The sequence below is a fragment of the Hyphomicrobiales bacterium genome (assembly GCA_016125495.1).
Classification (GTDB): domain Bacteria; phylum Pseudomonadota; class Alphaproteobacteria; order Rhizobiales; family RI-29; genus RI-29.
Genome location: WGLQ01000007.1, coordinates 304,189 through 320,688, shown reverse-complemented (window position 1 = coordinate 320,688; position 16,500 = coordinate 304,189). Strand labels below are relative to the sequence as shown.

The window sequence follows — 16,500 nt, the reverse complement described above, 5'->3', positions numbered from 1 at the left end:
GCCGCGCGAGCAAATCCCGCTATCTGGAGGTCAATTCGATGACGAAGAGTGCCGCGCCGGCCAGCCGTCACATGGTCCCGTCCTTCTTTTCGGCGTCGGTCTGCGAGACCGATCCCGAGATCGCAAAGGCCATCGGTCTCGAACTCGGCCGCCAGCAAAACGAGATCGAACTCATCGCCTCCGAGAATATCGTCTCGCGCGCGGTGCTCGAGACGGCGGGCAGTGTGCTGACCAACAAGTACGCCGAAGGTTATCCCGGCAAGCGCTACTACGGCGGCTGCCAGTTCGTGGACATCGCCGAGCAACTCGCCATCGACCGGGCCTGCAAGCTTTTCAATTGCAGCTATGCGAACGTGCAACCGCATTCGGGGTCACAGGCCAACCAGGCCGTGGCGCTCGCGCTCCTGAAGCCCGGTGACACCATCCTCGGCCTCAGCCTCGATGCCGGCGGCCACCTGACCCACGGCGCCAAGCCCAATCTCTCGGGCAAGTGGTTCGACGCCGTGCAGTACGGCGTCGATCCGACGACCCAGCAGATCGATTTCGACCAGGTCCGCAAGCTCGCCCACGAACACAAGCCCAAGCTCATCATCACTGGCGGCTCGGCCTATCCGCGCCAGATCGATTTCGCCACTTTCCGCCAGATCGCCGACGAGGTTGGGGCCTACTTCCAGGTGGACATGGCCCATTTCGCCGGCCTCGTGGCCGCCGGCCTGCACCCGAGCCCGTTCCCGCACGCGCACGTCGCCACCACCACGACCCACAAGACATTGCGCGGTCCGCGCGGTGGAATGATCCTTTCCAACGACGAAGACCTCGGCAAGCAGTTCAACTCGGCGATCTTTCCGGGTCTCCAGGGGGGCCCGCTGATGCACATCATCGCGGCCAAGGCGGTGGCGTTCGGCGAGGCACTCCAGCCCTCCTTCAAGGCCTACATGCAGGCGGTGGCGGAAAACGCCAAGGCGCTCGGCGAGGAGATCACGAAGGCGGGCTATGCGCTGGTGACCGGCGGCACCGACACGCATGTGCTGCTCGTCGACCTTCGTCCCAAGGGGCTCAAGGGCAGTGATTCGGAAAAGGCCCTCGGTCGTGCTCACATCACCTGCAACAAGAACGGCGTGCCGTTCGATCCGGAAAAGCCGACGGTCACCTCCGGTATCCGTCTCGGCTCGCCGGCCGCCACCTCGCGCGGCTTCGGGGCCGAGGAATTCCGCGAGGTCGGGCGCATGATCAGCGTGGTACTCGACGGGTTGGTGAGCAACGGGCCGGCCGGCAATGGCCAGGTCGAGGAGCGCGTCAAGGGCGAGGTCAAGACGCTCTGCGATCGTTTCCCGATCTATTCCTGATCGGCTATAGAGGGTGGGGGCGGCGCGGCCGTCCCCGTTCCCTCGATGGCCGAGAACCGTTCCATGCGTTGTCCGTTCTGCTCGAGCACCGACACCCAGGTGCGGGATTCGCGTCCGACGGACGATCATGCCGCCATCCGTCGGCGCCGTGTGTGCACCGACTGCGGCGGGCGGTTCACGACCTTCGAGCGGGTCCAGCTGCGCGAATTGATGGTCGTCAAATCGTCCGGGCGGCGGGTGCCTTTCGATCGCGACAAATTGCAGCGCTCCGTCGACATCGCGTTGCGCAAGCGCCCGGTCGCGGCGGACCGGGTCGAGCGCATGGTGAGCACGATCGTGCGCGACCTCGAGGCGAGCAGCGAGGGCGAAGTATCGTCTCAGCAGATCGGCGAGATGGTCATGGATTCGCTGAAGGAGCTGGACGGTATCGCCTACGTCCGCTTCGCCTCGGTCTATCGTAACTTCCGCGAAGCGAGCGACTTCGGGGCCTTGCTGAGTGAGCTTTCCGAGGCGCCGGGGGGCGCTGACGGGTCGGCAAGTGGTGAGGCGAGCCGAGCCGCCACGAGGCCGGACGAGGACGCCAGTGGACGGTGAGGCGGGAGCGCCCGCACAAGTGGCATGCCCGGCCGTTGCAGGGTGCCCGGGTGGGACCAGCATGAAGAACGAGGAGGATCGGGTCTGGCTTGCCGGCGCGCTCCGGCTCGCTACAAGAGGGCTCGGTTCGACGTCTCCCAATCCGGCGGTCGGCGCGGTGCTCGTCAAGGACGGTGTGCTGCTCGGGCGCGGCGCGACCGAGGCTGGCGGACGGCCGCATGCCGAGGCGGTGGCGATCGCGATGGCGGGCGTGGGGTCGGCGGTCGACGCGACGCTCTACGTGACGCTCGAGCCCTGCGCCCATCTCGGGCGTTCGGGCCCATGTGCGGGGCGCATCATCGAGGCGGGCATCGCACGGGTGGTGACGCTGGCCCGCGATCCCGACCCGCGAACGCGTGGGCGGGGCATCGCCTGGCTGCGAGCGGCCGGTGTCGAGGTGGCGCTCGAGGCGCAAGGGGCGCTGGCCGAGGCGGCGCGCTGGCAACTGGCGGGCCATGTGCTCGCTACGGTGCGTGGTGGGCGCGGTTTCACGCAGGCCAAGATCGCCGTTTCGGCGGACGGACGCTTTCTCGCCGGCGACGCGGGGCCGGTCTGGGTGACAGGACCCGAGGCGCGCATGCACGGTCACCTGATGCGTGCGCGCGCCGATGCGATCGTGATCGGGGCCGGGACGCTGAGGATCGACGATCCGGCGCTGACGGTCCGTGTGCCCGGGCTCGAGGCGCGGTCACCGCGACGCGTGGTGGTGGCCGGCCGGCGTGCGATCGACCCGGCAGCCCGTCTCTTCGTGGATGGCGCAGGGCCGGTGGCGATCGTGCGTACGGCGGCAGCCGCCACGGCGTGCTTGCCCGGGGTGGGCCTGGATGAGATCGTGCTGGCGGACCTCACGGATGCCAGCGGCGCGGTCGATCCCGGAGGGTTGGCGAGCGCGCTCAGGGCGCGCTACGGGGCGACGCGGCTGTTGATCGAGGGTGGACCGAAGCTCGTTGCGAGCATGATCGAGCGCGGACTCGTCGATGAATTGCTGGTCTACCGGAGTGGTTCGGTACTCGGTGAACGGGGCTGCGAGCCGCCTGCCCCTCTCGGCTCGATGCTTTCGGATCGGTCGGGAGCGGACTGGTATGTCGCGGGGCGGCGCCAGCTCGGAAAGGACGAATTGACAGTGCTGCGTTCGCTGGAGACCGCGCGCGTCATCAGAGAGGCGACGGTGCCGGACGGTTTTGCGGCGCAATGATCGAACGGGCCGTCGGCGACGACCGTATTGGAGCGTAATGATATGTTCACGGGCATCGTCACGGACGTCGGTCAGGTCGTCGGTCGCACGTTGACGCACGAGGGCGGGACATTCTCGATCGCGAGCCGGTTCGAGGCTGGCGGGATCGCGCTCGGCGCCTCGATCGCCTGCGCCGGCTGCTGCCTTACGGTGACGCGCGTTGTGCCGGCAAGCACGGGCGGTGCCGTGTTCGACGTCGATATTTCGAACGAGACCCTGTCGCGTACCACGCTCGGGGGCTGGCGCGAGGGCACGCGGATCAATCTCGAGCGCTCGCTGACGCTCGGCACCGAACTCGGCGGGCATATCGTCACGGGCCACGTCGACGGCCTTGCCGAGATCCTCGCGCGGCGCGAGGATGGAAACTCCGAGCGCTTCTCGTTCGCCTGCTCGGACGAACTGGCGCGCTATGTCGCAACGAAGGGCTCAGTGACGCTCGACGGCACGTCACTCACTGTCAACGAGGTGGCGGGAACGACTTTCGGCGTCAATCTGATACCCCATACGCTCTCGGTCACGACATGGGGCGAGCGGCGCGTCGGGGACCGCGTGAACCTTGAAGTGGACCTGCTCGCCCGGTATGTCGCACGCATCCTCGGTCGCGAGGAAACGCGCTGAGGCGCCGGGGCAGGCACGACGGCTCGAACACCAAAACGGAGTGAGGCGCAATGCCGGCTAGCAGCAAGAACCGCATCCTCATCGTCGAGGCGCGGTTCTATCAGGACATTTCAGACGAACTGGCACGGGGCGCGATCGCGGCGCTCGATGAGGCGGGCTATGGATACGACCGTTTGGCCGTGCCGGGCGCGCTCGAGATCCCGCCGGCGATCGCCATGGCGGTCGATGCCGGGCTGTTGCCGTTCGGCGCGGCACGCTACCGCTACGACGGGGCGGTGGCGCTCGGCTGCGTGATCCGGGGCGAGACGACGCACTATGAGACGGTTGCCAACGAATCGGCGCGCTGGCTGATGCAGATCGCAACGACCAGCCTTGTGCCGATCGGCAACGGCATCCTCACGGTCGAGAACAGCAAGCAGGCCTGGGCCCGAGCCGAGGGCGGTACGGCGAGCAAGGGCGCGGATGCGGCCCGTGCCTGCATCCGTCTCGCCGAGCTGATGCGCCAATTCCACAAGCAGGCCTGAGCGATGGTGAACGATCTGCCAGAGGGCGGCGGAGAGAACGGCCGTGAGGGCAACCCGGCAGCGCGCACCGGTGGGCCGCGCAGCGTGGCGCGTCTGGCGGCCGTGCAGGCGCTCTATCAGATGGAGATGACTGGGGCGGACCTCAACGCGGTGATCGAGGAGTTTTTCGTCCATCGCTTTCCGAGCGAGGGGGCACGTGACACCTACGAAGGCGCCGACAAGGCCTATTTCGCCAGCCTCGTGCGCGGCGTCGTCGAGCGCCAGAGAGAGATCGATCCGCTGATCAACGGCCTGCTCGCGCAAGGCTGGCGGCTCGCGCGATTGGACAGCATCCTGCGGGCCATCCTGCGGGCCGGAACGCTGGAACTCCTCGGCCACCGCAGCGTGCCCGCGCCGATCGTGATCGACGAATGGATCAACGTCGCGCACGCGTTCTTTTCGGGCGAGGAGCCGAAGGTGGTGAACGGCATCATCGACAAGCTGGCGCGCCGGCTGCGGGCCGAGGAAATGGTGCCGGCGCCGGTGCGTGAAGGCTGACGTCGACACGAAGCGGAACCGCAATGGAAACGTCCGCGAATGCGAGCGATCCGATCGGCTCGGAGGACGAGCTGATCGCGGACTACCTGCGCCCACTCGCCCATCCGGGCGCGCTGGGGTTCCGGGACGACGCCGCCGTGTTGGCTCCGCCCGAGGGGTGCGACCTCGTCATCACCACGGATGCCATCGTCGCGGGTGTCCATTTCTTTCCAGAAGACCGGCCCCAGGACATCGCCGCAAAGGCCGTCGCGGTCAACCTCTCGGACCTCGTCGCCAAGGGCGCCTGGCCGGTCCTCGGATATCAGATGGTGCTGGCACTGCCGAAGGGTACGACGCGCCAGTGGATCGCAGGCTTCGTCGAGGGGCTGTCGGAGTGGATGGCGCCCGGGGAGAACTTCGGGCTGCTCGGTGGCGACATCGTCTCGACGCCCGGACCGCTCACGATCACCATCACCGCCATCGGCCGCATACCCAAGGGGCGGACGGTGCGGCGCACCGGGGCGCGACCGGGCGACCGGATTTTCCTCTTCGGGCAACTCGGCGGCTCCTCCCTCGGGCTGCGCTATTTCCGTGATCCCGCTGCCGCCAAGCGGCACGGGCTCGTCGCGGGCGAACTGAGGGAACTCGTTCGCCTCTACATGGCGCCACCGGTCGTCTTTCCGGACATCCTCGCTGCCGCGATCCGTGAGTTCGCGAGCGCGTCGCTCGATCTTTCCGATGGATTCGTGCGTGACCTCGGCCGGCTCTGCCGCGCTTCGGGGGTCGGTGCGGAAATCGACGCCTCGCGTGTCCGGCTCCATCCGGTTGTCGCGCGGTTGGTCGAACAGGGGCACGTGCCGCTCATGGACGTCCTGACCGGCGGTGATGACTATACCCCCCTCTGTACCGTGCCCGAGGAGCGGATGGCGGCATTCCTGGCACACCGGCAAGCCAATCCGCTGGGATTTTCCGCCAGTGACGAGATCGGGCGGATAACGGAGCCGGAGGCGGGACTGAGGCTCCTCGATGCCGACGGCGCCGTGATCGCCCTTCCCGAGCGCACAGGCTGGGACCATTTCTGAACGATCGATGCCGGTATCGACGGTTGATGTCGATCAATGAAAGGGCGCCATGCGGCCGCTATCAATCACCGATTGCAGGTCGCGGAGATGGCCATGTGTCACACCCTGGAGCCCGTGGCCGCGGCGCCGTTGACAGGAAGCGGCTCTCGGGTCCATTGCGACGCGATGCAGAAGATGACGGCGGAGACCGCGACGGCCGCGGGTCACGACTGGTTGGCCCGGCGCAACGCCGTGTTGCTCGCCCTGGCGCAGGCCTGCGTCGGCATCTCCGTGATGACGGTCGTCATGATCGGCGGGCTTGCGGGCAACGTGCTCGCGGACAACCCGATCTATGCAACCCTTCCGGTGACGTTCGCGGTCGTCGGCAGCTTCCTCGCATCGGCACCGGCCTCGCTCCTCATGCAGCGCTTCGGCCGGCGGCCGATCTTCATGCTCGGTGTCGGGATCGGGGCGATCGGCGGGTTGGTCGCGGCCAAGGGCGTGTTGGATGGCAGCTTCTTCCTGTTGTGCCTCGGTACGGGTCTGGCCGGCATCGCGCAGGGGACGGCGACCTATTTCCGGTTCGCGGCCGCAGACAACGTGCCGCCGTCGTTCCGGCCGAAGGCGATCTCCTGGGTGCTGGCGGGCGGCGTGCTGGCGGCGCTACTGACGCCCGAGATCATCGGGGTGACCAAGGAGTGGCTGGCGCCCGCTTTCCATGCCGGCATCTTCCTCGGCAACGCGCTGGTGCTGGCGGTCGGGGTGATCATCCTCGCGTTCGTGCGCATTCCGCGGCCAGCCTCCGTGGCGGAGGGCGGCGTCGGGCCGCGTCCGCTCTCGGTGATCCTCGCCCAGCCGCGCCTGCTCGCGGCCATCGCCTCGGGGGCGATCGCCTATGCCATGATGTCGCTGGTGATGACCGCGACGCCGCTCGCCATGGTCGCCTGCAGCTATTCCGATCTCGAGGCGGCCGACACCATCCGCTGGCATGTGCTCGCCATGTACGGGCCGAGCTTTTTCACGGGCAATCTCATTGCCTGGATCGGGCGCGAACGAATCGTGTTGATCGGCCTGGTGATGCTGCTGGCCTGTGCCGGGGTCGCGCTCGCCGGCATCGATCTCGCCAACTTCAAGATCGCGCTCGTCCTGCTCGGGCTCGGCTGGAACTTCGGCTACATCGGGGCCACGACAATCGTCGCCGAGTGCCATACGCCCGCCGAGCGGGGCAAGGTGCAGGGGCTGAACGATGCGACAGTGTTCGGCTGTGTCGCCCTGGCCTCGTTCCTTTCGGGCAACCTGCATGCGACGCTCGGTTGGGACGGCATCCACCATGTCCTCATCCCGGTCACCGGGGCGGCGATCGTGCTCGTCGTCCTGCTGATGCGCCAAGCGGTCCGCAAGGATGCGGTCACCGCAAGCTGACCGGCGGTGTCGCGGAACGCCGGCGCCGCAATGGGGCCCGGCGGTCAACCATGGCCACCGCAAGCTGGTGATTGAACCAAAGAAACGCTGCCTCCTTATTGCCACGGTTTGGCAATTGCGGCATGGTCCGCGCGCTTTTCCACGGCTTGGGCAGGGGGCTACGGGGGGTCGGCATCGTCCGGCGGGGTCCTTTCGTGCTCCGAGCGCTCAGCGGAACAACGAGAGGAACGTTCGACCATGGACCTCAATACGGTACTCTGGGCGATCATCGGCGGTGGGGCACTCTCCATCGTCTACGGCATCTGGGCCGTGCGCTCGGTCATGGCGGCCGATGCCGGCAACGCACGCATGCAGGAGATCGCCGCGGCTATTCAGGAGGGGGCACAGGCCTACCTGACGCGGCAGTACACCACGATCGCCATCGTCGGCGTCGTGATCTTCGTGCTGGTCGCCTACCTGCTCGGCATTCTGGTGGCCGTCGGCTTCCTGGTGGGCGCGGTGCTTTCGGGGCTTGCCGGCTTCATCGGTATGCTGGTGTCGGTGCGCGCCAATGTGCGCACGGCGCAGGCCTCGAGCCAGAGCCTCGCCGAAGGGCTCGGCATCGCGTTCAAGTCGGGTGCGGTGACGGGGCTGCTCGTTGCCGGCCTCGCGCTGCTCGGCGTTGCGGTCTACTTCGGGATCCTGACGCGCGGCCTCGGGCTCGCGCCGACCGATCGCACGGTGATCGACGCGCTCGTCGCGCTCGGCTTCGGCGCTTCGCTGATCTCGATCTTCGCGCGCCTCGGCGGCGGCATCTTCACCAAGGGTGCGGACGTCGGTGGTGACCTCGTCGGCAAGGTCGAGGCGGGCATTCCCGAGGACGATCCGCGCAACCCGGCAACCATCGCGGACAACGTCGGCGACAACGTCGGTGACTGCGCCGGCATGGCGGCCGACCTCTTCGAGACCTACGCCGTGACCGTTGTCGCCACCATGGTGCTGGCCTCGATCTACTTCTCGGGCCAAGGCATCGTCGAGAACCTGATGCTCTATCCGCTCGCGATCGGCGCGGTCTGCGTTGCGACCTCGATCGTCGGCACGTTCTTCGTGCGTCTCGGCTCCAACAACTCGATCATGGGTGCCCTCTATCAGGGCTTCATCGCCACGGGCGTCCTCTCGCTCGCCGCGCTCTGGCCACTCACCGACCGGCTCATCGGCATGGACACGGTGATGACCGGGCGGACGGGTGCGACGTTCACCGGCCAGGACCTCTTCTGGTGCGGTGTCGTCGGCCTCGTGGTCACGACCCTCATCATCATGATCACGGAGTATTACACCGGCACGGGCTATCGACCGGTCAAGTCGATTGCACGTTCCTCGCAGACCGGTCACGGCACGAACGTGATCCAGGGCCTCGCGATCTCGCTCGAGGCGACGGCGTTGCCGGCCCTCGTCATCATCGCCGGCATCATCGTCACCTTCCAGCTCGCTGGCCTCTTCGGCATCGCGATCGCGGTTTCGACCATGCTGGCGCTGGCCGGCTTCGTCGTCGCCCTCGACGCCTTCGGTCCGGTGACGGACAACGCAGGCGGCATCGCCGAGATGAGCGATCTGCCGGCCGACGTTCGCAAGACGACCGACGCGCTCGATGCGGTCGGCAATACCACGAAGGCGGTCACCAAGGGCTATGCCATCGGCTCGGCCGGCCTCGGTGCGCTGGTGCTGTTCGCGGCCTACTCGGAGGACCTCAAGTTCTTCATCTCGCAGGCTCAGCCAGGCACCACCTTCCACAACCTGCAAATCGACTTCGCCCTCTCCAACCCCTACGTCGTCGTCGGCCTGCTGTTCGGCGGCCTGCTGCCTTATCTCTTCGGCGGCATTGCCATGACCGCGGTCGGGCGCGCGGGTTCGGCGGTGGTCGAGGAGGTGCGCCGTCAGTTCCGGGAAAAGCCCGGCATCATGGCGGGCACCGAGCGTCCGGACTACGGCGCGGCCGTCGACATGCTGACCAAGGCGGCGATCAAGGAGATGATCGTGCCGTCGCTCTTGCCGGTGCTTTCCCCGATCGTGTGCTTTTATGCGGTCACCGCGATCGCCGGCACGGAGAACGGCTTTGCCGCGCTTGGCGCCATGCTGCTCGGCGTGATCGTCACGGGCATGTTCGTTGCCGTCTCGATGACGGCGGGGGGCGGGGCCTGGGACAACGCCAAGAAGTACATCGAGGACGGCAACTACGGCGGCAAGGGCTCGGAGGCCCACAAGGCGGCCGTGACGGGTGATACGGTGGGTGACCCCTACAAGGACACCGCCGGCCCGGCCGTGAACCCGATGATCAAGATCACCAACATCGTGGCGTTGCTGCTGCTGGCGGTGCTGGCGCACGGCTAGGCGAAATCGCCCACCATCTTTGGTGCGACAATGGGGTCCGGCGGCAACGCCGGGCCCCTCTTTGCTTCGTCGGCGGGTGGCGGCGCAGCGAAAGCCTATGCTTTGCCCCGCTTCGACGACGGTCTTCCACCGGCTTTCCTCTGAGCGTTCCACTGTTCAGATCGAAGTCATTTTGTCCTGCTAATCTCCGGCGATGGAATCCGAGGGGCGAGCAGGGCAACGACCCGGAGGGGAGAAGCGAGATGTCGATCATCATGGGATTGCTGGCGGCGGCTGGTGTGGTCATCGGCCTGCTTTGGCGGCTCGAGGTTGCCGCGCGTGCTTCGCGCGAGGTGATCGGCGTGGCCGATGACGCGCGCGGGATGTTCCGGCGCTGGCGCTGGCAAAAGAAGTTTGCCGCCGATCGTCTCAGCCTGATGGAAGACCCCCGCGAGGGTGCCGCCGCGCTCATGGTGGCGCTCGCCCAGTCCGATGGACCGATGACGGGGCGTGAACACGAGGCGATGACCACGGCCCTGACGGGCGTGATGGAGATCCCCGCAGGCAAGTCCGAGGAGATGATCGCGCATGCGCGCTGGATGGCCGGCGAGCATATCGATGCCTCCGAGGTCGTGCGCCGGATCGCGCCGAAGCTGCGCGAGGCATGCACACGTGAGCAGCTCGCCGACATCGTTGCCATGGTCGAAAGCGTGGCCGGTGCGGAGGGCGAGATCGGGCTCGCCGAAAGGGATGCCATCGAGCGGCTGAAGCGCGCGTTGAAGGCCTGACGGTCGGGATGACGAGCGCCGCCCTACACCGCGCCGCACTCTCGTGAACCCGGAAGTACTCACTTGAAAGCCCGCCCGGCGCGCCGTGGCGGGCTTTCGGTTCTCGGGCACTGCGATGCCTGCCAGCGCGCCTGCCCCACCTTCCTCGACCCGAACGCACGTCCCCTTGCAGGTCGCTGTTGCCTGCCGGACGGGCCTGGCCCAAAGATGGACCGTGGATCGATGGTCCGTCGCCCGATGGAGCGGGCCGCTGCCGTTCGGCACGACCGACGAGGGCAGCTGCGGACCGGAGTGAGAGGGAGGTTCTTTTGGCGACACGCAAGACCAAGCAGGTGAATGGCAAGGCAGGCACCGTACCGCTCCGGGCTCGGCACGAGGGCGGCGGAACGCCGCGAATGGAAAACTGGGGCATCAAGTCGGAGGCAGGCGTGCTCACCGACGTGCTGCTCGGCCCGGCGGAAGGCTTTCGCTGGATGGGGGAGGAGAATGCCGCCTGGTCGTCGCTGGTGCGCGATACCATGCGCAAGGGGCTCGTCTTCGACAAGCAACTCGCGATGCGCCAGCACCGCGAGATGGTCGAGGCCTATGGGGAGGCGGGCGTCAAGACGCACTTCCTGCCGCTCGACGAATACAACCCGTACCAGGTCTATGCCCGCGACAGCTCGTTCATGACGCCCTACGGCGCCGTCATCTGCCAGATGGCGAATCCACGGCGGCGCGGGGAGTACGCGGCCTGCATGCGCTTCTATATGGAAGCCGGCATTCCGATCTATGATCTCGTCTCCTCCGGCAACTTCGAAGGCGGGGACTTCAATCCCATCGCCGAGGACTGTGTGCTGCTCGGCTATACGGATCATCGCAGCGAACTGGTGGCGGCCCAACAGATCGCGGGCTGGTTCGAGGCGGAAGGCTGGGAGATCAAGTGGGCGCCGATCGATCAGTTCTACGTGCACATCGATCTCATGGTGTGCATGCTGAACGAGCGCTGCGCGGCGGTGTGCCTCGACACGACGGAGGATGATATCATCGACTGGCTCAAGGCCAAGAAGATCGAGATCATCCCGGTGAGCTTCAAGGAAACGATGGCCCTCGGCTGCAATGTCGTGGCGCTCGGGCGCGACCGCATCCTCTCGACGGCCGGCGCCAAGGATCTCAACAAGAAGCTCCGGGCAGCGGGGTTCTCCGTCTACGATCCGGAAATGACCATGTTCACGTGGGCGGGGGGCGGCGTGCACTGCATGGCGCAACCGCTGCGCCGCGAGGCGGCCTGAAAACGGGTTGCCCGGCCCTCGGAGAAGGCGGCACGAAAAAGCCCCGGCGGACACGATCCCGCCGGGGTCCATCATCGGGGGACGCGGCCATGCGCGCCCCCGGTCATGGCGTCATGCGCCGAACATGTCGGCCGTGATGCCGGCGTACCAGCCGAGGCTTTCCTCGAAAGTCGCCTTGCGCAGGGCCGCGTCCTCGCCCGTCTTGGAAATGAAGCTCGAGGACGAGGCGATCTTTTCGTCCGTCGGCTCATAGCTCGCACCAACCTTGATGCCGTCCTCCGTCTCGATGAGGCTCCAGCAGGTGTTGGAGTACTTCGCCGGAAAGACACGGCTGCCGGTCAGCGCACCACGGATCGCCATGGCCGCCACCTTGGCCTGGCTGTTGGCGGAATAGCCCGACTTCGGCATGTCGCCGGCGATGCAGGCGTCGCCGATGACGTAGATGTTCTCATCCATGCGGCTCTGCATGGAGGCCGGTACGATCGGGCAGAAGCCGCTGTCGTCGGCAAGGCCCGCCGAAAGCGCGATGCTGCCCGCCGACTGAGCCGGGATGATGTTGCCGAGCCCGGCCTTGAATGTGTCGAGCGAGGTGGTGACGGTACCAGCGGCCGGGTCGACGCTCTCGATGCCGCCGTGGATGGACGCGGGGATCCACTCGACCATGCCCGGATAGTGCTTCTCCCACCCCTCGGCAAAGAGGCCTTGCTTCGAGTACTTCTCCTTCGGGTCGAGGACGATCACCTTGGAGCGCGTGCGCCCGCTCGCCTTCAGAACGTGGGCCATCATCGAAACGCGCTCGTAGGGTCCGGGCGGGCAGCGGTAGGGGTTCGGCGGCGCCACCATGACGATGTTCTCGCCGTCCGCCAGGGCGTCGAGCTTGGCCTTGAGGAGCTGGGTCTGCGGACCTGCCTTCCAGGCGTGCGGCATGATCTCGCTGGCGGCTTCGGAATAGCCCGGAACGCTCTCCCACTTGAGGTCGATGCCGGGAGAGACCACGAGCCGGTCGTAGCCGAGGCTCGAGCCGTCGGAGAGTGCGACCGTGCGGGCGTCGCGGTCGATGGCGCTCGCCATGGCGTGCACGACCTTGATGCCGAAGGTGCCCTCGAGCGTCTTGTAGTCGTGTGTGATCGATTCGAACGTGCGGTAGCCCCCGAGATAGAGGTTGGAGAAGAAGCACGTGGTGAACTGCGGTTCGGGCGTCACCAGCGTGACATCGAGGGCGCCTTTGGAGTCCTTGGCGAGATAGCGTGCGGCCGTTGCCCCGCCCGCGCCGCCGCCGATGACGACGACGCGCGGATTGGCGCCGCGAACGATGGACGGCAGTGCCAGGGTTGCGGCAGCTGCGCTGGCCGAGGCCAGCAGGCTGCGTCTGGTCAATCGCATGTCAGTCCTCCCAACTGGGCACCGAAGGCCGGCCTACGGTTTGCCCTTTTCAAAGTAGGCGGCGAGCGCGGCGATTTCTTCCGGGCTCAACCGTCCGGCGATCATCTGCATGACGGGATGCTCGCGCTGGTTCGTTCGATAGGCATAGAGGGCGCGCGCGAAGTCCGCGACCGGCCAGCCGACAATGGAGGGAATTCCCTTGTCGGCACCGGAGGCCTGGTGACACGTGAGGCATTCGCTCGAGAGGTATTCCCCGAACTCGGCATCACCGACGAGGCCGATGAATTCGGCGGGGAGATCGGGATCACGCACGGCCGCCTGGCCAGGCTGCGGCGGTGTCTCTGGAATGTTGCTGGGGCCGGGCGAAAAGGCCTGGAGGTAGGCGATGACCGCCTGGCGGTCGGCTGGATCCGTGATGCCGCGAAAACTCATGCGCACACCGGGGATGAAAGCGTCCGGATCGGCTATGAGGGCCTCGAGGGTCTCGCGGTTCCAGACGAGACCGAAATTGCCCTGCTCGCGCAGCGCGCTCGAATAGCGCGGCCAATCGAGAGTTCCGGCGGTGCGTCCGAAAATCTCATTGAGGTGCGGTCCGATGCGGTTCGTCGCGCCGTCGCCGATCTGATGGCAGGCCGTGCAGCGGCGAAAAACCTCTCCACCCCGGCGCACGAGATCGCTCTCCTCGGAAGCCATTGCGCTCGGGCACGAGGCCGCGATGTGGCTCAGTGCGAGAAAAGCGATCGCCGACAAGGAGAGGGCAAATCGTCGCGTCATTCGATTGCGCCCTGTCCCGCTCCGTCGTCATCGGGCGTGACGTCGAGAACCCGGGCCCGCCCGATGACCTCCGCCGTGCCCGGACGGCAATTCTCCATGCAGGGATCGCGCGGTTTGGCGAATGGCTCCGAATCGCGGTCGTCCATGTAGAAGCTGGCTTCGTTGGGGAGGCGAACGGTAGCGAAATTCTCGTGATTGAGCTCGAAGTTCTCGTCCGTGACGACGTCGTTCATGTAGAGCAGGTAGGCGGTGACCGCGTAGACCTCGTCGTCGGTCAGGGATTGGGCGTCCCCGAACGGCATCGAACGGTGAATATAATCCCAAACCGTCGAGAGATATGGCCAGAACGAGCCGACCGTCTTTTCGGGTCGCTCGGATTTGAGGGTGTCCTGGCCGCCGGCGAGGACGGGCCAGCGGTCGACGCCTTCGCCGAAGTCGCCGTGGCAGACGGCGCAACGCTCGGCGAAGATCACTTCGCCGTCGGCCACCGTACCGCGTCCCTCGGGCAGTCCCGCGCCATCCGGGCGCACGTCGATGTCCCATGCGGCGATCTCGGCAGGTGTCGCGAGTCGCCCGAGCCGCATCGGGCCGGTACTCAGGGGCATGGCGGGCGCGGAATCCGTCGGAGCGCTCGCCGGCGGCGTCTCGACCGCAGCGGTCGCAGTGGTGGTGCTGGCTCCGGTTCCGTTGGACGAAGAACCGGTGGATCCGCCCGAGGCCGGGGCCGGCGCATCCTGTTGGGCGGGTGCCGCTGCCGAGCCGGGAGAGAATGTCGCGAGATAGGCGATGACGTCGGCGAGTTCTTCCGGTTTCTTCAGGCCGACGAAGGACATGCGATTGCCCTTCATGTAGCCGCGCGGATCCGCAAGGTAGCCCGAGAGTGTTTCCGTGGTCCAGACGAGGCCGCCTGCACCGGCTTCCTTCATCGCGTTCGAGAACTTGAAGCCTTCGAGCGAACCGCTGGTGCGCCCGAAGATGTCATTGAGGTGCGGACCGACCCGGTTCTTTGCTCCTTCGCCGACCATGTGGCAGGCGGAGCATTTCTTGAAGACCGTGGCGCCCTTCGCCGCATCACCGGCAACAGCGACGGATGGCAGGCTCGAACCGAGGCCCAGGGACAGGGCGAACGTTGCAGCGCACAGCGCCAGCCGGAGCCGCCGGACGCGTTCAGGAGATCTCGACATTTTCCACGCTCCCGTCGGATTTCACGGCCCAGGTCTGAATGCCGTTGTTGTGGTAGATCGAGTTGACGCCACGCACGGCGCGCAACTCCTCCTTGGTCGGCTGCACGTAGCCCGTCTCGTCGATCGCGCGGGACTGGAGGTAGAGTGGGGAGCCGTCCCAGTCGAAATCGAGGTAGAAGCGGTGCAGCGCCCGGTCGAGGCTCGGACCGTCGAGCCGAGCGGTGCGCCAGTTCCGGCCGCCATCGAGGGAGACGTCCACCCTCTTTATCTTTCCGTGTCCGGACCAGGCGAGCCCGGTGACGACGGTGCGGCCGCGGCCGTGGGTGATCGGTGCCTGAGGTGACGGGCTGGTAATGACGGATTTGCAGTCCATTACCCATGTGAAGCGGCGCGAGCGCCCGTCGGCGAGGAGGTCGGTGTACTTCGAGGTCTCCTCGCGCGCGTGCCACGGCTCGTCACCGACTTCGATGCGGCGGATCCACTTCACCCACATGTTCCCTTCCCAGCCCGGCACGACGAGGCGGAGCGGATAACCCTGCTCTGGCCGCAACGCCTCGCCGTTCATCTTGAAGGCGAGGAGACAATCGCCGAGCGCCTTTTCCATCGGGATGGAACGGTTCATGGCGGCGGCGTCGGCGCCTTCCGGCATGATCCATTTCGCATTGGTCTTGAGGCCGGCCTCCTCGAGGACGTGGGCGAGGCGCACGCCGGTGTACATGACACAGTGCACCATGCCGTGCGTGAACTGGCAGCCGTTGAGCTGAGCGCCGCGCCATTCCATTCCCGAATTGGCGGCGCACTCGAGGAAGTATACGTGGTTCTCGCGCGGGAAGCGTTTCAAGTCCGCCATGGTGAAGACCAGGGGCCGGTCGACCAGGCCATTGATCATCAAGCGGTAGTTGGCCGGATCGACCGCGGCGACGCCCGAGTGGTGGCGCTCGAAGCAGAGGCCGTTCGGGGTGATGATGCCGTCCAACTCGTGGAGGGGGGTGAAATTCACGGAACTCTCGCGCGAAGCCGTCAGCCATTCGACGTCGCGGCGCACGACATGGCTCTCGTGCTCGGAGGGCTTGCCGTAAGGCGCGGCGGCAACGCCATCGCCAAGGGCCGTGCTCCAGCTCGGCAGCTCGAGAATGGCGGGATCGCCTTGCGCGGCCCCGGCATGGCCTGCGGCAGCCGCGACGCCGAGCGCCGCACCCGCGCCGAGGCCCGCCTTCAGCACCTGTCGGCGGGTGGTGTGACGGCCCGTGGCCGCGTCATCATGACCTTTGCTCATCGAAGTCTCCCGGCTCTGGTCTCACCGTGGGGAACGGGCGTGGAGTGGAATGCCGCGCCGCGCACCCGCTATTCATCGTGCTTTGTGGACCGGTCTCCTCGTGGGACCCGATCCATGTGGTCCG

The 16,500-nt window shown here is 66.8% G+C and carries 15 protein-coding genes; 11 read left to right on the top strand and 4 right to left on the bottom strand.

Annotated features, from left to right (window positions below):
* Nucleotides 1-38: 38 nt before the first annotated feature.
* From GC150_06910 to GC150_06860, 11 genes are all read left to right on the top strand, one after another.
* Nucleotides 39-1,346 carry a serine hydroxymethyltransferase gene (locus tag GC150_06910; protein ID MBI1384623.1) on the top strand — a complete coding sequence of 436 codons (1,308 nt, stop codon included), beginning with the start codon at nucleotides 39-41 and terminating at the stop codon, nucleotides 1,344-1,346.
* A gap of 63 nt (nucleotides 1,347-1,409) precedes the next feature.
* Entirely contained in the window at nucleotides 1,410-1,940 is a 531-nt protein-coding gene (gene nrdR, locus GC150_06905) for a transcriptional repressor NrdR (protein MBI1384622.1), read from the top strand.
* Nucleotides 1,941-2,001: 61 nt separating this feature from the next.
* On the top strand, nucleotides 2,002-3,174 hold the full coding sequence (gene ribD, locus GC150_06900; protein ID MBI1384621.1) for a bifunctional diaminohydroxyphosphoribosylaminopyrimidine deaminase/5-amino-6-(5-phosphoribosylamino)uracil reductase RibD: 1,173 nt from the start codon (nucleotides 2,002-2,004) through the stop codon (nucleotides 3,172-3,174).
* A gap of 42 nt (nucleotides 3,175-3,216) precedes the next feature.
* On the top strand, nucleotides 3,217-3,831 hold the full coding sequence (locus GC150_06895) for a riboflavin synthase (GenBank protein MBI1384620.1): 615 nt from the start codon (nucleotides 3,217-3,219) through the stop codon (nucleotides 3,829-3,831).
* Nucleotides 3,832-3,881: 50 nt separating this feature from the next.
* Complete coding sequence (locus tag GC150_06890; protein ID MBI1384619.1) at nucleotides 3,882-4,355, top strand: 6,7-dimethyl-8-ribityllumazine synthase; 474 nt, start codon at nucleotides 3,882-3,884, stop codon at nucleotides 4,353-4,355.
* Nucleotides 4,356-4,358: 3 nt separating this feature from the next.
* A complete protein-coding gene (gene nusB / locus GC150_06885; GenBank protein ID MBI1384618.1) occupies nucleotides 4,359-4,892 on the top strand; it encodes a transcription antitermination factor NusB in 534 nt (177 codons plus the stop codon).
* 23 nt (nucleotides 4,893-4,915) lie between these two features.
* Nucleotides 4,916-5,953 (top strand): thiamine-phosphate kinase, encoded by a 1,038-nt coding sequence (gene thiL, locus GC150_06880; GenBank protein ID MBI1384617.1) that lies wholly within the window; start codon nucleotides 4,916-4,918, stop codon nucleotides 5,951-5,953.
* 36 nt (nucleotides 5,954-5,989) lie between these two features.
* A complete protein-coding gene (locus GC150_06875; protein ID MBI1384616.1) occupies nucleotides 5,990-7,354 on the top strand; it encodes an MFS transporter in 1,365 nt (454 codons plus the stop codon).
* A gap of 237 nt (nucleotides 7,355-7,591) precedes the next feature.
* Complete coding sequence (locus GC150_06870) at nucleotides 7,592-9,721, top strand: sodium-translocating pyrophosphatase (GenBank protein MBI1384615.1); 2,130 nt, start codon at nucleotides 7,592-7,594, stop codon at nucleotides 9,719-9,721.
* Nucleotides 9,722-9,963: 242 nt separating this feature from the next.
* Nucleotides 9,964-10,488 carry a hypothetical protein gene (locus GC150_06865; protein ID MBI1384614.1) on the top strand — a complete coding sequence of 175 codons (525 nt, stop codon included), beginning with the start codon at nucleotides 9,964-9,966 and terminating at the stop codon, nucleotides 10,486-10,488.
* Nucleotides 10,489-10,883: 395 nt separating this feature from the next.
* Nucleotides 10,884-11,759: an amidinotransferase gene (locus GC150_06860; GenBank protein MBI1384613.1), complete on the top strand. Its 876-nt coding sequence runs from the start codon at nucleotides 10,884-10,886 to the stop codon at nucleotides 11,757-11,759.
* A 111-nt stretch (nucleotides 11,760-11,870) separates the two neighbouring features.
* On the opposite strand, the gene GC150_06855 is transcribed toward GC150_06860, so the two are convergent.
* Genes GC150_06855 through soxC form a run of 4 tightly spaced genes read right to left on the bottom strand, consistent with a single transcriptional unit; the run spans nucleotide 11,871 to nucleotide 16,376 of the window.
* The gene (locus GC150_06855) at nucleotides 11,871-13,142 is read right to left on the bottom strand and encodes an NAD(P)/FAD-dependent oxidoreductase (GenBank protein MBI1384612.1); all 1,272 of its coding nucleotides are present in this window, start codon (nucleotides 13,140-13,142) and stop codon (nucleotides 11,871-11,873) included.
* Between the two features lie 33 nt (nucleotides 13,143-13,175).
* Complete coding sequence (locus GC150_06850; GenBank protein ID MBI1384611.1) at nucleotides 13,176-13,916, bottom strand: c-type cytochrome; 741 nt, start codon at nucleotides 13,914-13,916, stop codon at nucleotides 13,176-13,178.
* Entirely contained in the window at nucleotides 13,913-15,100 is a 1,188-nt protein-coding gene (locus tag GC150_06845; GenBank protein ID MBI1384610.1) for a c-type cytochrome, read from the bottom strand. Before GC150_06845 ends, GC150_06850 begins: the two co-directional genes overlap by 4 nt.
* Nucleotides 15,084-16,376, bottom strand: a complete 1,293-nt coding sequence (gene soxC / locus GC150_06840) for a sulfite dehydrogenase (protein ID MBI1384609.1) — start codon at nucleotides 16,374-16,376, stop codon at nucleotides 15,084-15,086. Before soxC ends, GC150_06845 begins: the two co-directional genes overlap by 17 nt.
* Nucleotides 16,377-16,500 lie beyond the last annotated feature (124 nt).

Bases quoted from the DNA above. Each gene is read 5' to 3' on its own strand.
- GC150_06910 (MBI1384623.1), top strand. From the start codon at position 39: ATGACGAAGAGTGCCGCGCCGGCCAGCCGTCACATGGTCCCGTCCTTC.
- nrdR (MBI1384622.1), top strand. From the start codon at position 1,410: ATGCGTTGTCCGTTCTGCTCGAGCACCGACACCCAGGTGCGGGATTCG.
- ribD (MBI1384621.1), top strand. From the start codon at position 2,002: ATGAAGAACGAGGAGGATCGGGTCTGGCTTGCCGGCGCGCTCCGGCTC.
- GC150_06895 (MBI1384620.1), top strand. From the start codon at position 3,217: ATGTTCACGGGCATCGTCACGGACGTCGGTCAGGTCGTCGGTCGCACG.
- GC150_06890 (MBI1384619.1), top strand. From the start codon at position 3,882: ATGCCGGCTAGCAGCAAGAACCGCATCCTCATCGTCGAGGCGCGGTTC.
- nusB (MBI1384618.1), top strand. From the start codon at position 4,359: ATGGTGAACGATCTGCCAGAGGGCGGCGGAGAGAACGGCCGTGAGGGC.
- thiL (MBI1384617.1), top strand. From the start codon at position 4,916: ATGGAAACGTCCGCGAATGCGAGCGATCCGATCGGCTCGGAGGACGAG.
- GC150_06875 (MBI1384616.1), top strand. From the start codon at position 5,990: ATGAAAGGGCGCCATGCGGCCGCTATCAATCACCGATTGCAGGTCGCG.
- GC150_06870 (MBI1384615.1), top strand. From the start codon at position 7,592: ATGGACCTCAATACGGTACTCTGGGCGATCATCGGCGGTGGGGCACTC.
- GC150_06865 (MBI1384614.1), top strand. From the start codon at position 9,964: ATGTCGATCATCATGGGATTGCTGGCGGCGGCTGGTGTGGTCATCGGC.
- GC150_06860 (MBI1384613.1), top strand. From the start codon at position 10,884: ATGGAAAACTGGGGCATCAAGTCGGAGGCAGGCGTGCTCACCGACGTG.
- GC150_06855 (MBI1384612.1), bottom strand. From the start codon at position 13,142: ATGCGATTGACCAGACGCAGCCTGCTGGCCTCGGCCAGCGCAGCTGCC.
- GC150_06850 (MBI1384611.1), bottom strand. From the start codon at position 13,916: ATGACGCGACGATTTGCCCTCTCCTTGTCGGCGATCGCTTTTCTCGCA.
- GC150_06845 (MBI1384610.1), bottom strand. From the start codon at position 15,100: ATGTCGAGATCTCCTGAACGCGTCCGGCGGCTCCGGCTGGCGCTGTGC.
- soxC (MBI1384609.1), bottom strand. From the start codon at position 16,376: ATGAGCAAAGGTCATGATGACGCGGCCACGGGCCGTCACACCACCCGC.